The following is a 17668-nucleotide window of genomic DNA, read 5'->3' as shown; positions in this document are numbered from 1 at the left end:
CCTCGGACAGTGGTGTGCGATCTCCGTCACGTATCCCATTCGTTGCATGGTCGATCGGGGCGCGCACATAAATCGGACGCAGGTGGCCGGATCTGCGGACGCGCGAGGCGCGCGGGTGGCATCGTGGGTGACATGACTCAGCCCAATGACGTGCAGATAGCGGCCGCCGCACCCATGCGACCCATCGATCAGGTTGCAGCCGAAGCCGGAATCCCCGCCGAGCGGCTCTATCGCTACGGCCCGCACAAGGCCAAGGTTGATCAGCAGTATGTCGCGTCGCAGCCCCGACGTCTGGGCTCCAAGCTGGTGTTGGTCGCAGCCACCAGTCCGACGCCGATCGGCGAAGGCAAGACGACGACCAGTGTCGGTCTCGCGGACGGATTGGCGGTGCTGGGGGAGCGCACTGCGGTGTGTCTGCGTGAGCCGTCCTTGGGGCCGGTCTTCGGCATGAAGGGTGGGGCCGCCGGCGGCGGCTACGCCCAGTTGAACCCGATGGTCGACATCAACCTGCACTTCACCGGCGATTTCGCCGCGATCGCAGCTGCGCACAATCTCTTGGCCGCGATGCTCGACAACCATCTGCACCAAGGGAATTCACTGCAGATCGACCCGCGGCGGGTCACCCTGAAGCGGGTGCTCGACGTGAACGACCGCGCGCTGCGCAACATCGTCATAGGCCTCGGTGGCGTCGCCAATGGCGTGCCGCGTGAGGCGGGTTTCGACATTGTTGTTGCGTCCGAAGTGATGGCCATCCTGTGCCTGGCGGTGTCGCTGGACGACCTGCGCTCGCGCCTGGCTCGCATGGTGGTGGCTCGCACCTACGACAACTCGCCGGTCACTGCCGGTGAGTTGAATGCCGACGGAGCGATGACGGCGCTGCTGAAGGACGCCCTCTCGCCCAACCTGGTGCAGACCCTTGAGGGCAACCCGGCCTTCGTCCACGGTGGTCCGTTCGCCAACATCGCGCACGGCTGCAACTCGGTGATGGCCACCAATGCCGGTCTCGCCCACGCCGACTGGGTGATCACCGAGGCCGGCTTCGGCGCCGATCTCGGGGCGGAGAAGTTCCTCGATCTCAAGTGTCGGATGACCGGGCTCTGGCCGGACGTCGTGGTGCTCGTCGCGACCATTCGCTCGATGAAGTACCACGGCGGGGTGGCGGTGCCCGAGCTCGGCAAGGAGAACCTGGAAGCCCTCGATGCCGGGATGGCCAACCTTTATCGTCACCTCGACAACTTGCAGGGCGTCTTCGGTCTGCCGGTGGTCGTGGGCATCAACCGGTTCCCCACCGACACCGATCAGGAGATCGCGCTGATGCGAACTCGCTTGAGCGAGCGTGGAGTTGCGGTCGAACTCGCCACGCACTTCGCGGACGGCGGCAAGGGCGCCACCGAGCTCGCCCGGGCTGTTCGTGACGCGGTGGCCGACAATCCCGACCCGGAGCCCAGCTTCGCGTACGCCGATGACGCATCGCTGAGCGAGAAGGTCACCGCCGTCGCGCAGCGCATCTACCGGGCCGACAAGGTCGAGATCCCGGCCTCGGTGGCCAAGCAGATCGCGCTGCTGGAGTCGGAGGGTTACGCAGGCCTGCCGGTCTGCATTGCCAAGACCCAGATGTCCTTCGCCGGCGACCCGGGCCTGCGGGGTGCCCCGACCGGCCACACGCTCGAAGTGCGGGAGGTGCGACTCGCCGCGGGTGCCGGCTTCGTGATCTTCGTCTGCGGCGCGATCATGACGATGCCCGGTCTGCCGAAGAAGCCTGGGGCCGAACGCATCTCCGTCGACGAGGGCGGTCAGGTCGTCGGTTTGTTCTGAGCGCACGACGAACGGAACTGGGAGTGGCCGCCGCCGCGATCACTCCCAGTTCCACATCTGCGGGCGGATCAAACGCCCGTGCCGACCGCCATTCCGATGCCGTAGGTGATCGCCATCGCCAGCGAGCCACCGGCGACATTGCGTGCGACAGCTCGGCCGACGTGGGCGCCACTGAGCCGCGCACTGGTCGCTCCTGTGATCGCGAGCATCAGCACTACGGACACGAAGGTGATCGGGACGTTGTACGGCTTGGGAAGAAGGATGACTAGTGCCGGTAGGAGCGCACCAAGGGTGAAGGCGGCCATCGAGGCCCAGGCCGCATGCCAGGGGTTGGTGAACTCCTCCGGGTCGATGCCGAGCTCTGCCTCGGCGTGAGCGCCGAGGGCATCATGCTCCGTCAGGCGTACGGCCACCTGTTCGGCAAGGTCACGGTCAAGGCCCTTGGCCTGGTAGAGCTGGGTGAGTTCCTCCAGTTCTTCCTTCGGCATCTCGGCCAGCTCCCGCTTCTCTTTCGCGATCAGCGCACGCTCGCCGTCGCTCTGGGTGCTCACCGAGACGTACTCACCCGCAGCCATCGAAAGAGCTCCGGCCACGAGACCGGCGATGCCGGCAACCAGCAGCGCTTCGTTGTCGTTGGTCGCGCCTGCCACTCCGATGACCAGACCGGCCACGCTGACGGTGCCGTCGTTCGCTCCGAGAACCGCCGCGCGCAGCCAGTTCAAGCGGGCCGCGGTTCCGACCTCGTGCGGCTCGTCCGGATGTGCGGTGTACGTGGCTTGCTCGGTCATGGTTCTCCTCCTGCGTGGTGCAGCTCCACTCAGCTACAGCAACCACCGAGCTTGCCTCCGAGCACTGGAACTGTCCATGAAGGAAAGGCAATGCTCACCCCGCTCACTGCCGAGCAGCACCCGTGCGTCCGGAGCCGAACTACGCTGCGACTGTGAGTGATGAGCAGACTGCTGACAACACGCGCACCGGGCCCAGCCCGGACGCCGGTGGCCCGCGAGCCGTCGTCGGCGCCGCGATCGTCGATCGGCTGGACGCGCCGACACGTGTGCTCGGCTGTCGCCGCTCCAAGCCTTCGGAGTTGGCCGGTGGATGGGAGTTTCCCGGCGGCAAGGTGGAGCCTGGTGAGAGCTTCGAACAAGCGCTGCACCGCGAACTGCTGGAGGAGTTGGGTGTCGCTGTATCCATCGGATCGCTCATCGCGGGGCCGGAGGACGACGGGTGGCCGCTCGGACCGGGCTACCGGCTCCACATCTTCACCGTTCGCATCACCGCCGGTGTGCCGCAACCGCTGGAGGATCACGATGACCTGCGCTGGTTGAGTGCAGATGATCTCTACGAGGTCGACTGGCTGGACAACGATCTACCTGCTGTTCATGAACTGGCAACGCGCTGGGGATGGACTTCTTCCTATGCTGGCCTGCGTCCGAAGGATACGAACGGGGGAGCAGGTGGATGAAGTACGTCGAGAACAAGGTCGTCCTGATCGGCGCGGGAGCTGTGGGCATCGCTTACGCCTATGCGTTGGTCAACCAGGGCATCGCCGACGAGTTGGTGCTGCTCGACGCCGACGAGGACCGCACCCGCGGCGAAGCGATCGACCTCAACCACTGTGAGGCGTGGGCGCCCAGCCCGATCACCGTCACGCACGGCGGCTACGAGGAATGCAAGGACGCCGCGATCGTGGTGCTCTGCGCAGGCGCCGCGCAGAAGCCCGGGCAGACCCGGCTCGACATGGTCGGCACCAATATCGAGATCACCCAGGGCATCGTGAGCAAGGTGATGGCCAGCGGCTTCGACGGCATCTTCCTGGTGGCCACCAACCCGGTCGACATCCTCACCTACGCCACCTGGCGCACCAGCGGTCTGCCCTCGTCGCAGGTGCTGGGCTCGGGCACCAGCCTCGACACCGCGCGACTGCGCTACAACCTGGCGCAGTACTTCGAGGTGTCGACCACCAACGTGCACGCGCTGATCATCGGCGAACACGGCGATTCCGAACTGCCCGTGTGGAGTTCGGCGTCCATCGCCGGTCGATCGCTGACCAAGCGGATCGGTGCGAATCCGCAGATTGAAGCCGACATCGAAGACATCTACGTGCGTACGCGAGACGCCGCGTACGACATCATCGCGGCCAAGGGCTCGACCAGTTACGGCATCGGCATGGCGCTGGCCCGAATCACCCGCGCCATCCTGTCGAACCAAAAGGTCACGCTCCCTGTCTCAGCGCTCCTGGACGGCGACTACGGCTACAGCAACCTCTACATCGGTGTGCCGGCCAGCATCGGCCGCCGCGGAGTGCGCGATGTCATCGAACTCGACCTCGACGAGCGCGAGCAGCAGCGCTTCGCCCACAGCGTCGACACGTTGCGCACCGTGATGCGGGAGTTCTGGCCGGAGGTCTGATCCTCCAAACGCGGCCCTTCCAGCACCAAACGCGGCGGCTGTTCACCGATGCGACAGCTACAACCGCCGCGTTCGTGAAGAACCGCCGCGTTTGCGACGAGACTGGCTGGGAGGGGGACGACCGGGGTCGGCCTGTGGATCAGACCGACTCAGGCTGGAACATCGACCCGCCGGCGTCGGACTCGCCGAGGTTGGGGTCGACGGCGACGGCCTGCACGTCGTGCGGCTGCAGCTCACCCGACTGGATCTGCTCGGCGTAGTGGCAGGCCACGCGGTGCCCGGCGGACACCCCGTTGATCTGCACCACACGAAGCTCCGGACGATCGGTGTCGCACTTGCTCTCCTGCCGCCACGGGCAGCGGGTGTGGAAGCGGCAGCCGCTCGGCGGATTGGCCGGGCTCGGGAGGTCGCCGACCAGGATGATGCGTTCGCGGGTGTCCTCAATCGTGGGGTCGGGCACCGGCACTGCTGACATCAGGGCCCGTGTGTAGGGGTGCAGCGGCTCGGCGTAGAGGCTGTCGGCGTCAGACTCCTCGACCAGCGAGCCGAGGTACATCACGCCGATCCGGTCACTGATGTGGCGCACCACGGCGAGGTCGTGGGCCACCACGAGGTAGGTGAGTCCGAACTCCTCCTGCAGGTCTTCGAGCAGGTTGATCACCTGTGCCTGCACGGAGACGTCGAGCGCGGAGACCGGCTCGTCGGCGACGATCAGCTTGGGGTCGACCGAGAGCGCGCGGGCGATACCGATGCGCTGACGCTGACCCCCGGAGAACTCGTGCGGGTACTTCTTCAACGCGGCAGGCGGCAGACCCACTGCAGAGAGCAACTCCCGCAGACGCTTGCCGGCAGTCGCCTTGTCCTTGGTCAGCCCGTGCGCCTGCATGCCTTCCAACAGCAGCGCTTCGACGGTCTGGCGCGGGTCGAGGCTCGACAGCGGGTCCTGGAAGACCATCTGCATGTCCTTGCGCTTGGTGCGCAGTTCTTCGCCCTTGAGCGAGGCGATGTCGACGCCGTCGAAGTAGGCAGTGCCTTCCGTCGGCTCTTCCAGGCGCAGCAGCGCGCGTCCGAAAGTTGATTTGCCGCAACCGGATTCGCCGACCAGGCCGTAGGTCTCGCCGCGCTTGATCTGCAGGTCGATGCCGTCGACCGCGTAAACGTGGCCGACCACCTTGTCGAAGATGAGGCCGCGCTTGATCGGGAAGTGCACCTTCATACCGCGGACGTCGACCAGGACGTCGTCGGCAGGCTTGTGGTCGGCGCCGTGCTCGGAGGCAGTGGCGGTCACTTGGAATCACCCTCCATCGGGTTGAAGCAGCGCAGGAAGCGTTCGCCGTCGGGGCCCGCACGGTCTTTGACCAGCTCCGGCGACTGCGCCGTGCACTGGTTGACGGGCTGGGAGCAGCGGGGCGCGAACGCGCAGGCGGAGGTCCACGGCAGGTTGTCGGCCACCGACCCCGGCACCGGGTTGAGGCGTCCGCCGCGGTTGTCGTCCAGCCGCGGGATCGATGCCAGCAGACCGGAGGTGTAGGGGTGACGCGGATGAGCGAAGAGGTCGTGGCGGGCAGCGCGCTCGACGATGCGTCCGCCGTACAACACATTGACCTCGTCACAGAGCCCGGCGACCACGCCCAGATCGTGGGTGATCATGATCAGGGCGGTGTCGGATTCGCGCACCAGATCGCGCAGCAGGGTCAGGATCTGCGCCTGGATGGTGACGTCGAGCGCGGTGGTCGGCTCGTCGGCGATGAGCAGGCGTGGTTTGCAGGCCAACGCCATGGCGATCAGAGCACGCTGGCGCATACCGCCCGACAGTTGGTGCGGGTATTCCTTGAGGCGTCGCTGCGGGTCGGGGATGCCCACCTTGTCGAGCAGTTCGCGCGCCTCCGGCATGGCCTCCTTGCGGGAGAGCCCACGGTGGCGCTCGATCACCTCGGTCACCTGGATGCCCAGCGGCACAACAGGATTCAGCGAGGAGAGCGGATCCTGGAAGATCATCGCGACGTCCTTGCCGCGACGGTCGCGCATCTGGTTGTCGCTCAGCTTCAGCAGGTCGGTGTCCTCGAACATCACCGAGCCGGTCACCTTGTTGCCGCGCTTGGGCAGCAGACCCATGATCGCCATGGAGGTCACCGACTTGCCACAGCCGGATTCTCCGACCAGGCCGACCGTCTGGCCGGGACGCACGTCGAACGACACACCGTCGACGGCGGTGAACGGACGCTTGCCCTTCGTACCGAACGTGACGGACAGGTCGCGCACCTGCAGCAGGGCGTCGCCGGCAGAGGAGCGGCGGTGCGGGATCGATTCAGCAGCGAGGCTCATCAGGTCACCTCCGTGACTTGGGGTCGAGGGCTTCGCGCAGCGATTCACCCATCAGCGTGAAGCCGAGAGCGGCAGCGATGATGAGCAGGGCCGGCAAGATGGCCTGGCTGGGGTAGGTGTCGACGAAATTCTGCGCCTGACCGAGCATCTGGCCCCACTCGGCGTCGCGGTCGTCCGGGTTACCGACGCCCAGGAAGCTCAGCGCCGCAGCGTCGACGATCGAGGTGGCGAAGACCATCGTGGCCTGCACCAGCACCGGGGACAGGGAGTTGGGCAGCATGTGCCGGAAGATCACATTGTGCCTTTTCACACCCAACGACTGAGCGGCGAGCACGTGATCGCTGGATCGCTGCGCCATCATCGAGCCGCGCAGCAAACGGGCGAAGGTGGGTGTCATCGCGATGCCGATCGCGACGATCACCGTCCACACCGAACCGCGGGCGAAGAGGGCGGTGATCGAGAACGCCAGCAGCAGTGACGGCAGCGAGAGCATCACGTCGACGACGCGCATGATGAGCGAATCGACCCAGCCGCCGAAGGCTCCGGCGAGCGTGCCGAGCACGAGGCCCGCGAAGAAGGCGATACCGGTGGCGCCGAAGGCGATGAGCAGGGTCTGCCGCGCCCCGTAGATGAGGCGGCTGAGCAGATCGCGGCCGCTGCTGTCGCCGCCGAGGGGGTAGCCGTCCTGGGCGGGCGGGATCGGATTATTGGTACTGGTCTGATCCTTGAGCATTTCGACCGTGGGATCGTTCGGCGCGAGCAGCGGGGCGAAGATCGCCATCAAGATGATGAGCAGCACGATGGTGCTGCCAAGCAGGAAGCGTGGGTTACGGCGCAGGCGCTCCCACGCGCTGCGGATCAGGCTCACGCCCTCCGCGTCGTCGATTCCACCGACGTCGACATTGCCACCCGCAGTGGCAGCGAGATCGTCGATGCGCTGCTTCTTGTCATTCGCGTTCAAGACCATGGGGCGATCACCTGATCCGCACTCGGGGGTCGATGTAGGCATAGGCGATGTCGACCAGGAGGTTGACCACTACATAGGTGAGCGCTGCCATCACGATCAGCACTTGCACGACGGAGTAGTCCTTGTTCTCGAAGCCCACCTTCATGGCGTCACCCAGGCCCGGAATGGAGAACACCGTCTCGGTCAGCACAGCGCCGGTGAGCAGGCCGCCCACCTGCAGACCGATGGTGGTGACCACCGGCAGCATTGCGTTACGCAGCACGTGGCGGCGGCGGATGACGTTGTTCGTCAGGCCCTTCGCCTCCGCGGTGCGGACGAAGTCTTCGTCCAATACGTCGAGCACGGCGGCGCGCGTGATGCGGAAGATGATCGCGAACGGAATGGTCGCGAGCGCTATTGCCGGGAGGATGAGGTGCTTCAGGGCGTCCCACGCGGCGTCGAACTCCCGAGTGATCAGCCCGTCGAAGACGAAGAAGCCGGTGACACGGGTGGCTTCGACACTCTGCCGTCCGGTCAGCGGGAGCAGATGCCACTCGACCGAGAAGTACTGACGCAGCATGATCGCCAGGAAGAAGACCGGGACGGCGACGCCGACGAGCGACCCAAGAATGCCGAGGGTGTCGAAGAAACCGCCGCGGCGCTTGGCCGCCAGATAGCCCAGCGGGATCGCGGTGATGAGCGCGAGAATGATGGCGAAGGCGGCAAGCTCCATCGTCGCCGGCAGGCGGTTGAGGAAGACCTGCATGGCGTCGGTGCCCGGCTGCACCTGAGAACTGACACCGAATTGACCCTGCGCGGCGTTCTTAAGGAAGGTCCAGTACTGCACCGGTAGCGGCTGGTCGAGACCGAGTGTCTTACGGAGTTGGGCCGCGCGCTCGGGGGTGGCGCGCTCGCCGAGCATGGCCGACACCGTCCCGCCGGGAAGGAGTCGTAGCCAGCAGAAGATCAGCAGTGAAAGGGCGAACATCACACCGATCATCTGGATGACCCGACGGGCGATATAACGCAGCAACGTGGGTTCCTTCCTGCGCAGATGATGAACGGGTCCTGCGAACAGGACGGCGGCCGTGCTCCGTAACCCTAGGAGACGACCGCCGTCCTGTTGCCGAACAGGGGCGAACTACTTCTTGACTGCCGTCGCGAAGTCCTCCGCCGTCAGCGGGCTGGCGACGATGCCGGAGATGTTCTTACCGAACACGATCGCCGGCGGCGAGTGCGAGATCGGCACACCCGGCATGTACTCCTTCATGATCTTGTCGCTGAGCGTCTTGTAGGCCGCGGTGCGCTTGGCCGGGTCGACGATGGAGTCGTTGTCGCTCATGTTCTTGCGGAAATCGGCGCCCCACGGGTAGGCCTCGATGCCCATCGACTTGTTGCTGAAGAAGTTGGCGATGAAGTTGTCCGGCGTGTTGTAGTCACCGGTCCAACCCAGCAGGAATGCCGGAGCCTGACCCGCCTTGGTGCCGTCGAGGTAGCCACCGTTCCAGGGCTTGGTGACGGCGTTGACCTTGATGCCGATCTTCTCCCAGTCGCTCTTGATCGCCTGGTAGACCTTCAGCGGGTCCGGCATGTAGGGCCGGCTGACCTCGGAGGGGTACCAGAAGTCGATCGTGAGGTTGCTCTGGCCGGCCTGCTTCAGCAGGTCCCTGGCTTTGTTGGGGTCGTAGGGGTACTTCTCGACCGAGTCGCTGAAACCGTCGACGGTCTTGGGGTACCACTGCGTGGCGACCTCGGCGCCCTCGGGCAACTGTGTCTTGACGAACTGCTCACGGTTGATGCCGTAGGCCAGCGCCTGACGCACACGCACGTCCTTCAGCGCGGGCGTCTTGGAGGGGTTGAGGCCCAGGTAGAGGATGTTGAACGCCGGACGCACCTCGAGGTTCATGCCCGCCGACTTCAGCGACGGCCAGTCGACCGGGCTCGGCAGGTCGTAACCGTCGACCTCACCGGCCAGCAGCGCCTGCTTGCGCGAGGTGCCGTCGCTGATGATCTTGAAGACCAGTTTGCCGATCTTGGCCTTGTCGCCCCAGTAGTTGTCGTTGCGGACGAGGGTGATCGTCTTGTTCTGGACGTCGTACTTCTCGAACTTGAAGGCGCCCGTGCCGGTCGGCATCTTGGAGGCGTACTCCGACTGCGTGATGCCATCGCCCTGTGCCTTGACGTCGTTGGCCTTGCCCTTGTCCATGGCGGTGGGGCTCTGCATCGACCACGACGGCAGACCCAGCAGCGCCGGGAACTTCGAGGTCGGACGCAGGAGCTTCAGCTCGATGGTGTCGTCACCCTTGGCGGTGCAGCCCTGGTAGAGGTCGTCCTTGCTCTTGTTGAAGCCGCCCATGTTGTCGGCCCAGTAACCGGCCGCACTCTGACCGGCGTCGTTCTGCTTGTCCATGCGCTCGAAGTTCTTGCAGGCGGCGTCCGCATTGAACGGGGTGCCGTCGGTGAACTTTACGCCGGTGCGCAGCTTGAAGGTCCAGGTCTTGCCGTCGGCCGAGGGGGTCCAGCTGGTGGCCAGGCCCGGCTCCATGTCGGCGGTGCCCGGCTTGAAGGCGACGAGGGTGTCGAAGATCTGCCGGCTGATGCGGAAGGTCTCACCGTCCGAGGCGTAGAACGGGTCGAAGGTCGACGGGGCGCCTGCTGCCGCGAAGGTCATCGTGGCGTTGGAGGCGCCGGCAGCACCGGAGGTGTTGTCGGTCGATTCCCGCTTGGACTCGGCGCAGCCCGAAAGCACCAGCGCCGCGGAACCCACCACTGCCAAAGCAGTGGTCATCCGAGAGCTCTTCATTCATTTCTCCTCATCGTGGCGGGCGGGGGTCCGGCCCGGAACCTGTCGATCCGTCGACCTTAGTGCTGTGGATCACATGTTCAGCCAGGCAAGGGGGACCGTTACCGATCTGAGTCCGAGCGTCCGGGCCCCGGTCAGGGTGTGGTCGGAGCAGTTGTCATTTTCTGAGAGAATTAAGGAATGGCTTTTCAGACCCGCGACGACGTCCGTAACGTCGCCATCGTTGCCCACGTCGACCACGGCAAGACCACCCTCGTCGACAAGATGCTCTGGCAGACGGGTGCGTTCGGCGAACGGCAGACCGTCGAGACCACCGGTGAGCGGGTGATGGACTCCGGCGATCTCGAGCGGGAGAAGGGCATCACGATCCTCGCCAAGAACACCGCCATCAGCTATGACGGTCCGGCTGCCGAAGGCAAGACGGTCACCATCAACATCATCGACACTCCCGGCCACGCCGACTTCGGTGGCGAGGTCGAGCGCGGCCTGTCGATGGTCGACGGCGTGGTGCTGCTGGTCGACGCCTCCGAAGGTCCGCTGCCCCAGACCCGCTTCGTGCTGCGCAAGGCGCTCGCCGCCAAGATGCCGGTGATTCTGTGCATCAACAAGGTCGACCGCCCCGACGCCCGCATCGAGGAGGTCGAGGACGAGGCCTACGAGTTGTTCATGGACCTGCTGGACGACGCGCAGGGCAACATGGACCAGCTCGACTTCCCCGTGGTCTACGCATCGGGCAAGAACGGCATCGCCGCGACGACCCGTCCGACCAACGGCCAACTGCCCGAGGGCGACTCCCTGGAGGCGCTCTTCAAGACGATCCTGGAGACGATCCCGGCGCCGTCCTACGACGACGAAGCGCCGCTGCAGGCCCACGTCACCAACCTCGACTCCTCCAACTTCCTGGGCCGTCTGGCGCTGTTGAGGGTGCGCAACGGCGAGATCACCAAGGGCCAGCAGGTCATGTGGTGTCGCGCCGACGGCAGCCAGCAGAAGGTGAAGATCACCGAACTGCTCATGACCGACGGACTCGACCGTGAACCCGCCGAGAAGGCCGGCCCTGGCGACATCATCGCTGTCGCCGGTATTCCTGAGATCACGATCGGCGAGACCCTCGCTGACGCCGACAACCCGATTCCGTTGCCGCTCATCACGGTTGACGAGCCGGCCATCTCGATGACGATCGGCACCAACACCTCACCGCTGGTGGGCAAGGTGCGCGGCGCGAAGGTCACCGCCCGCATGGTGAAAGACCGCCTCGATCGCGAACTCATCGGCAACGTCTCGCTGCGGATCCTGCCGACCGAACGTCCCGATGCCTGGGAGGTGCAGGGCCGCGGTGAGTTGGCGCTGGCGATCCTGGTGGAGCAGATGCGGCGTGAGGGATACGAGCTCACCGTGGGCAAGCCGCAGGTGGTCACCAAGGAGATCGACGGCAAGGTGCACGAGCCGGTGGAGCACCTGACCATCGACACCCCCGAGGAGTACCTCGGTACGATCACCCAGATCCTCGCGTCCCGCAAGGGCCGCATGGAGCAGATGACCAACCACGGCACCGGCTGGATCCGGATGGAGTTCAAGGTGCCCTCGCGTGGCCTGATCGGCTTCCGTACCGAGTTCCTCACCGAGACCCGCGGCACCGGCATCGCCAACCACGTCTTCGACGGTTACGAGCCGTGGTTCGGCACCATCACCACCCGCATGTCGGGCTCGATGGTCGCCGACCGCACCGGCCCGGTCACCGCGTATGCGATGGTCAACCTCCAGGAGCGCGGCACACTCTTCGTCGAGCCCGGCACCCAGGTGTACGAGGGCATGATCGTCGGGGAGAACTCCCGCGCCGACGACATGGACGTCAACATCACCAAGGAGAAGAAGCTCACCAACGTGCGAGCCTCCTCGGCCGACAACTTCGAGAAGGTCATCCCGCCGCGCAAGCTGTCGTTGGAGCAGAGTCTTGAGTTCTGCCGCGAAGACGAGTGCGTCGAAGTGACCCCGGAGGCCGTGCGCATTCGTAAGGTCGAGTTGAATGCGAACGACCGCGCCAAGGCCGCCTCGCGCGCTCGCAACGCCGACAAGTCCTGAGCCCCAACAGATTCGGAGACCAACCGTGACCGTCGACCCGGATGAGTATCGCCAGGCGGTGGGTCGACTCGTCACCGGTGTGACGGTGGTCACCACGGTCGCCGATGGGCACGACCACGCGATGACCGCCAACGCGGTCTCGTCGGTGTCGCTCGACCCGGTGCGACTGCTGGTTTGCGTCGAGCGCGAGGCGCGGTTCCACGACGCGGTGATCTCCGCCGGCGTGTGGGGTGTGAACATCCTGGACGCCGACCAGCGGTCGATCGCAGCCTGGTTGTCGACCCGCGGACGCCCGTTGCACGGTCAGCTCGACCGGGTGGCGCACCACCGCGACCCGGAGACCGGAGTGGCTCTGCTGGACGGCTCGTTGGCAACGATCGTGTGTCGAACCGATGACACGTTGGTCTCAGGTGATCACACGATCGTGGTCGGCGACGTAGTGTCCTTGGACATTGGGGAGCAGCCGGGCCGGGCCCTTGCCTATTTCCGCGGGCGTTTCGGCACGTACGAGTGATGTGGGAGCACAGTTGACGCAGGACGACAATCCCTCGCCGCGGCGAGGGCGCCGCTATGCGCTGATCGGTGGGGGGCTGGTTGCCGCATTGGTCGCGGGCTACGTCGGCACCGCTGCCGCCGTCACGAACTCCGTGCCCGACGGCACGAGCGTGGACGGCGTCCCCATCGGTGGCATGTCGAAGTCGGACGCCCAGGACGCGGTGTCCAAACACGTTCGCTCCCGCATGACGCCGCAGATCGTCATCACTGCCGGTGACCGCAAGATGTCGATTGACCCAGCGCGTGCGGGCTTGTCGATTGATGCCTCCGGCTCGGTCGACGGCCTCACCGGATTCTCGCTCGCGCCCTCGACAGTCGCGAACCACCTGTTCGGCAAGACGCAGAAGCGCAGCCTGAAGCCGAAGGCCGATCTCAACAAACTCAGCTCGTCGATCGCGGCGGCCAGCGGCACCTTCGAAGGCTCGCCGGTCTCCGGATCGGTGAAGTTCATCCAGGGCAACGTGAAGGTCACCCGCTCACAGCCGGGCACCGGCGTCGACGCCGACGCGATGGCGAAGGTGATCGCCGCCGGCTGGCCGGCCAAGACCACGTACGAAGCAAAGGTCGGCTATGTGCAGCCGCCGCTGACCAACGCCGAGATCGACACTTTTGTCAAGGATTTCGCGCAGCCTGCGATGAGTGCGCCAGTGACGATCAAGGTCGGCTCGCGCACCGCACAGCTCAAGCCCGCCGACGTCAGCGAGGTACTGAGCGCACCCCTGGTCGACGGCAAACTCACCCCGACAGTCGATGCGGCAAAGCTCAAGGATCTGCTCGACATGATGTCCGGTGAGTTGACCACCCTGCCGGTGAACGCCCACTACGACTCCGCCGGCAAGGTGGTGGAGGCCAAGGACGGCACCGAGATCGACCCCGCGGGGGCGGGCGAATCCTTGGTCAAGGCGCTCACCTCCGGCGATCGCACCATGACGTTGAAGTCGCGCACCGTGAAGGCCAAGCTGACTTCGGCTGCGTTGAAGAACCTCGGCACCACCGTGATGGGCGAGTTCTCCACCAAACTTCCGGCCGGCGCCGCCAATGTGGGGCGAACCAAGAACATCCAGGTGGCGATGTCACGCATCAACGGCCGTGTGCTCGCTCCGGGTGAGCAGTTCAGCCTCCTGCAGATGCTGATGCCGTTCACCACCGCGAACGGTTATGTCGACGCCGGAGTCCTGGTCGACGGTCGCCACGCCAAGGGCATCGGCGGCGGCATCTCGCAGGCCTCGACCACGCTCTACAACGCCAGCTTCTTCGCCGGGCTGCAGCAGGACGCGCACACCCCGCACTCCTACTGGATCTCGCGGTACCCGATGGGACGCGAAGCAACGTTGTGGGATCCCACCATCGACCTGAAGTTCACCAACGACTCCGGGCATCCGATCCGGATCTCGGCCGGTGCGGGCGCGCCGGGTGAGACGGCGTGGGTGAAGATCATCGGCACGAAGGCCTTCAACGTCACCTCGAACACCAGCTCGCAGTTCGACTTCACCGAGGCCAAGACGCGCTACATCCCCAATGACGACAAGTGCGAGACTCAGACCCCGGCACCGGGCTTCTCGGTCACGGTGACCCGCCGGGTCACCAACCTCGCCGGCGCCGTGGTGAAGGACGAGTCGAAGACCACCAAGTACATCCCGCAAGATCGCATCATCTGCGGCCCGGCGCCGGGTGCGTCGCCTCCGACCACGCGACGGTCGAGCACGCCCGAGCCCTCGGCTTCTCCCTCGTCCTCGTCGTCCTCCTCCAGTAGTGCCACCTCGAAGCCGGCGACGCCGTCCCCGACTTCGACCGCACCCAAGCCGACGTCCACGGCATCCGCCAGCTCGACCAAGAAGTGATTCAACCCGCGTGACCCCCAGCCCGAACGAGGTCGCAGCAGCGCTGCGACAGGCCGACCTGCGCGATGTGCTGACCGACAGCACTCACCGGGCGGCGTACTCCTCCGACGCCTCGCTGTACCGCGTGCTGCCCGCGGCGGTTGTGCGTCCCCATTCGCGGGACGAGGTGCAGGCCGCACTCGCGGTCTGTCGTGAACTCGGTGTGCCGCTCACCGCCCGTGGTGGTGGCACCTCCATCGCCGGTAACTCCATCGGCCCGGGCGTGGTGCTCGATTTCAGCCGGCACATGAACCACGTGCTCGACCTCGACCCCGTGAGCGGCGTGGCGGTTGTCGAACCCGGCATCGTCCACGCTGCCCTGCAGAAGCAGGTGCTCGCAGCCGGGTGGCGCTACGGGCCCGACCCCTCCTCACACACCCGCGCCACGATCGGCGGCATGATCGGCAACAACGCGTGCGGCTCGCGTGCGCTGGGCTACGGCAAGACCTCCGACAACCTGCTCGCAGTCGAGTCGGTGCTCGCCGACGGCACGGTGCTGCGCACCGCACGCGGGATGTCGCGGGCCGATCTCGTCGCGGCGTCACCCGCCCTGGCTGAGCTGGACGCGGCGGTGGGAGCCGATCTCGCCGTCGTCCGTCGCGAGTTCGGCCGGTTCGGACGTCAGGTCTCGGGTTATGCGATGCAAGACCTGTTGCCGGAGAACGGTTTTCAGGTCACGAGTTTCTTTGCTGGCAGCGAGGCGACGCTCGCCGTGATCACCGAGGCGACCGTGCAACTGGTGCGCGAACCGGCGTCCAGGCTGCTGGTCGTGCTCGGTTACGCCGACATCTACGACGCCGGCGATGCCGCCGAGAGTCTGCTGCGTTTCGGCCCCGTCGCGGTGGAAGGAATGGACCGACGCATCGTCGATGTGCTCGCAGCCCGGCGCGGACCGAGCGCAGTGCCGCCGCTGCCGCGCGGCGACGGCTGGCTCTTCGTCGAGTTGGCCGGTAACGACCCCGCCGAGCTCGCAATGCTCGCCGAACAGGTTGTGGCAGAAGCGGATTCGCTCGACTCTTCGATCGTCACTGATTCCGCCACCGCTGCGGCCTTGTGGCGAGTGCGGGAGGACGGCGCGGGCCTTTCCGGCCGAAGCCCACGCGACCGGGCGGCACACGCAGGGTGGGAGGACGCCGCCGTTCCGCCGGCGCAACTCGGCCCCTACCTGCGTGAATTCGACCTGTTGATGGTCGACCACGACCTCACCGGTCTTCCGTACGGCCACTTCGGTGACGGCTGTCTGCACATCCGCATCGACTTCCCGTTGGACGCCCCCGGCGGCACGGCCTCCTTCCAGCAGTTCCTGGAGGCGTCCGCGACCCTGGTCGCAAAATACGGTGGCTCCCTGTCGGGCGAACACGGCGACGGTCGTGCTCGCAGCGGCCTGCTGCCGTACATGTACTCACCGGAGGCAATCGCACTCTTCGGGCGGGTCAAGAAGATCTTCGACCCGACCGGTCTGCTCAACCCCGGCGTGCTCGTCGACCCGGACGCTCCGACCGAGCACCTGCGAATTCCCGCGGCGCACAAGCCCGCCGGCGGATTGGCGTTGCTCTACCCGCACGACGGTGGTGACTTCTCCTCGGCCGTCCACCGCTGCACCGGTGTGGGTAAGTGCCGCGCCGACAACGCGTCGACCAACGGCGTCATGTGCCCCTCGTACCTCGCGACGGGAGACGAGAAGGACTCCACCCGCGGCCGGGCCAGGGTGCTGCAGGAAATGCTGAACGGTGAACTCGTGCAGGGTTGGGACGCTCCTGAGGTGCACGACGCACTCGACCTGTGTCTGTCCTGCAAGGGCTGCCTGTCGGACTGCCCGACCGGCATCGACATGGCGTCCTACAAGTCGGAGGTGCTGCACCAGACCTACAAGGGCATGCGTCGCCCGGCCTCGCACTACTCGCTCGGGCGCCTGCCGCAGTGGGTTCGGTTGAGCCGCAAGACTTCTCGGCTCGCTTCGGCGTTGAGTGGAGTGGGCGACCGCTTCAGCTTCGCCAAGAAGATGGCGGGCGTCGACCCGCGCCGGTCGATCCCGCAACTCGCCCCGAAGACCTTCCGGGCGTGGTGCGCCGGCAACGGTGTGCAGACCTTCGAAGCCTCGGACGGCGTGCCGAACCGGGTCGTGCTGCTGGTCGACACCTTCACCAACTACTTCTCACCCGCGCTGGCGCAGTCGGCCGTCCGGGTGCTGCGGGCTGCCGGCTTCGAACCGGTGATCATCGAGCGGGACGGATGCTGCGGGCTCACGTTGATCAGCACCGGCCAGCTCGACGAAGCCAAGGAAACGCTCGGCAAGTCGATCAGCGACCTGGATCGCGCTGCCGCACAAGGACTTTCGATCGTCGGGCTGGAACCCTCCTGCACCGCCGTCTACCGCAGCGATGCCCATGAGCTCATCGGCACAGATGCATCCGACCGTGTCGCGGGTGCAGTGATGACACTCGCAGAATTCTTGTCGGATCTACCAAATTGGACACCGCCAGACCTCTCTGCTCGCACCGTGATCGCCCAACCGCATTGCCACCACCATGCGGTGATGAGTTGGTCGCCGGACGCCGCGCTGCTGCAGCGAGCCGGTGCCGACGTCCAGCGCCTGTCGGGTTGTTGCGGTTTGGCCGGCAACTTCGGTGTGGAGCAAGGGCATTACGAGGTGTCGGTGAAGATCGCCGAGCGGCAACTCCTGCCGGCCCTGGACGCCGCACCTGGGGCCGTCTTCCTGGCCGATGGATTCTCGTGCCGCACCCAAGCCGACGACCTGGCCGACCGGAAGGGCGTCCACCTCGCCGAACTACTCGATCCACAACCGGCGGTTGAGCCCGGAGGGTGACGAGCGAACCGCTGCCTTTGAAG

Annotated in this window: 13 protein-coding genes; 7 read left to right on the top strand and 6 right to left on the bottom strand. The window is 66.0% G+C overall.

The features are described 5' to 3' along the window. Nucleotides 1–132 precede the first annotated feature (132 nt). Nucleotides 133–1815 (top strand): formate--tetrahydrofolate ligase, encoded by a 1683-nt coding sequence (locus J5M86_RS11295; protein ID WP_188059336.1) that lies wholly within the window; start codon nucleotides 133–135, stop codon nucleotides 1813–1815. A 68-nt stretch (nucleotides 1816–1883) separates the two neighbouring features. Here J5M86_RS11295 and J5M86_RS11290 read toward each other — a convergent pair whose 3' ends face one another. Further along, nucleotides 1884–2603: a VIT family protein gene (locus J5M86_RS11290; protein WP_188059337.1), complete on the bottom strand. Its 720-nt coding sequence runs from the start codon at nucleotides 2601–2603 to the stop codon at nucleotides 1884–1886. A 152-nt stretch (nucleotides 2604–2755) separates the two neighbouring features. Here J5M86_RS11290 and J5M86_RS11285 point away from each other — a divergent pair, with 152 nt between their 5' ends. After that, on the top strand, nucleotides 2756–3280 hold the full coding sequence (locus J5M86_RS11285) for a (deoxy)nucleoside triphosphate pyrophosphohydrolase (protein WP_188059338.1): 525 nt from the start codon (nucleotides 2756–2758) through the stop codon (nucleotides 3278–3280). Beyond that, nucleotides 3277–4227 (top strand): L-lactate dehydrogenase, encoded by a 951-nt coding sequence (locus J5M86_RS11280; protein ID WP_188059339.1) that lies wholly within the window; start codon nucleotides 3277–3279, stop codon nucleotides 4225–4227. Before J5M86_RS11285 ends, J5M86_RS11280 begins: the two co-directional genes overlap by 4 nt. A 139-nt stretch (nucleotides 4228–4366) precedes the next feature. Here J5M86_RS11280 and J5M86_RS11275 read toward each other — a convergent pair whose 3' ends face one another. The 5 genes from J5M86_RS11275 to J5M86_RS11255 all read right to left on the bottom strand — a co-directional run bounded on the left by J5M86_RS11275 (nucleotide 4367) and on the right by J5M86_RS11255 (nucleotide 10286). Beyond that, nucleotides 4367–5443 (bottom strand): ABC transporter ATP-binding protein, encoded by a 1077-nt coding sequence (locus J5M86_RS11275; RefSeq protein ID WP_188059525.1) that lies wholly within the window; start codon nucleotides 5441–5443, stop codon nucleotides 4367–4369. Between the two features lie 68 nt (nucleotides 5444–5511). After that, nucleotides 5512–6552: an ABC transporter ATP-binding protein gene (locus J5M86_RS11270; protein ID WP_188059340.1), complete on the bottom strand. Its 1041-nt coding sequence runs from the start codon at nucleotides 6550–6552 to the stop codon at nucleotides 5512–5514. A gap of 4 nt (nucleotides 6553–6556) precedes the next feature. After that, nucleotides 6557–7519 (bottom strand): ABC transporter permease, encoded by a 963-nt coding sequence (locus tag J5M86_RS11265; protein WP_188059341.1) that lies wholly within the window; start codon nucleotides 7517–7519, stop codon nucleotides 6557–6559. Nucleotides 7520–7526: 7 nt separating this feature from the next. Further along, nucleotides 7527–8531 (bottom strand): ABC transporter permease, encoded by a 1005-nt coding sequence (locus tag J5M86_RS11260; RefSeq protein ID WP_188059342.1) that lies wholly within the window; start codon nucleotides 8529–8531, stop codon nucleotides 7527–7529. A gap of 108 nt (nucleotides 8532–8639) precedes the next feature. Continuing rightward, nucleotides 8640–10286 carry an ABC transporter substrate-binding protein gene (locus tag J5M86_RS11255; RefSeq protein ID WP_244328333.1) on the bottom strand — a complete coding sequence of 549 codons (1647 nt, stop codon included), beginning with the start codon at nucleotides 10284–10286 and terminating at the stop codon, nucleotides 8640–8642. Between the two features lie 195 nt (nucleotides 10287–10481). On the opposite strand from J5M86_RS11255, the gene typA reads away from it, so the two are divergent. The 4 genes from typA to J5M86_RS11235 are packed head-to-tail and all read left to right on the top strand — an operon-like array spanning nucleotide 10482 to nucleotide 17645. After that, a complete protein-coding gene (typA, locus tag J5M86_RS11250; protein ID WP_188059344.1) occupies nucleotides 10482–12383 on the top strand; it encodes a translational GTPase TypA in 1902 nt (633 codons plus the stop codon). A 25-nt stretch (nucleotides 12384–12408) separates the two neighbouring features. Next, on the top strand, nucleotides 12409–12897 hold the full coding sequence (locus tag J5M86_RS11245) for a flavin reductase family protein (RefSeq protein ID WP_244328332.1): 489 nt from the start codon (nucleotides 12409–12411) through the stop codon (nucleotides 12895–12897). 13 nt (nucleotides 12898–12910) lie between these two features. Then, nucleotides 12911–14779, top strand: a complete 1869-nt coding sequence (locus tag J5M86_RS11240; protein ID WP_188059346.1) for a VanW family protein — start codon at nucleotides 12911–12913, stop codon at nucleotides 14777–14779. 10 nt (nucleotides 14780–14789) lie between these two features. Next, nucleotides 14790–17645, top strand: a complete 2856-nt coding sequence (locus J5M86_RS11235; protein WP_188059347.1) for an FAD-binding and (Fe-S)-binding domain-containing protein — start codon at nucleotides 14790–14792, stop codon at nucleotides 17643–17645. Nucleotides 17646–17668 lie beyond the last annotated feature (23 nt).

Origin of the sequence: Yimella sp. cx-51, from assembly GCF_017654605.1 — a bacterium.
GTDB lineage: Bacteria > Actinomycetota > Actinomycetes > Actinomycetales > Dermatophilaceae > Yimella.
Note: the sequence above shows the minus strand (reverse complement) of the source record. Positions and strands in the feature narration are given on the sequence as shown.

Coding starts and splice junctions, on each gene's coding strand:
- J5M86_RS11295 (WP_188059336.1), top strand. CDS start 133: ATGACTCAGCCCAATGACGTGCAGATAGCGGCCGCCGCACCCATGCGA.
- J5M86_RS11290 (WP_188059337.1), bottom strand. CDS start 2,603: ATGACCGAGCAAGCCACGTACACCGCACATCCGGACGAGCCGCACGAG.
- J5M86_RS11280 (WP_188059339.1), top strand. CDS start 3,277: ATGAAGTACGTCGAGAACAAGGTCGTCCTGATCGGCGCGGGAGCTGTG.
- J5M86_RS11275 (WP_188059525.1), bottom strand. CDS start 5,443: ATGAAGGTGCACTTCCCGATCAAGCGCGGCCTCATCTTCGACAAGGTG.
- J5M86_RS11270 (WP_188059340.1), bottom strand. CDS start 6,552: ATGAGCCTCGCTGCTGAATCGATCCCGCACCGCCGCTCCTCTGCCGGC.
- J5M86_RS11265 (WP_188059341.1), bottom strand. CDS start 7,519: ATGGTCTTGAACGCGAATGACAAGAAGCAGCGCATCGACGATCTCGCT.
- J5M86_RS11255 (WP_244328333.1), bottom strand. CDS start 10,286: ATGACCACTGCTTTGGCAGTGGTGGGTTCCGCGGCGCTGGTGCTTTCG.
- typA (WP_188059344.1), top strand. CDS start 10,482: ATGGCTTTTCAGACCCGCGACGACGTCCGTAACGTCGCCATCGTTGCC.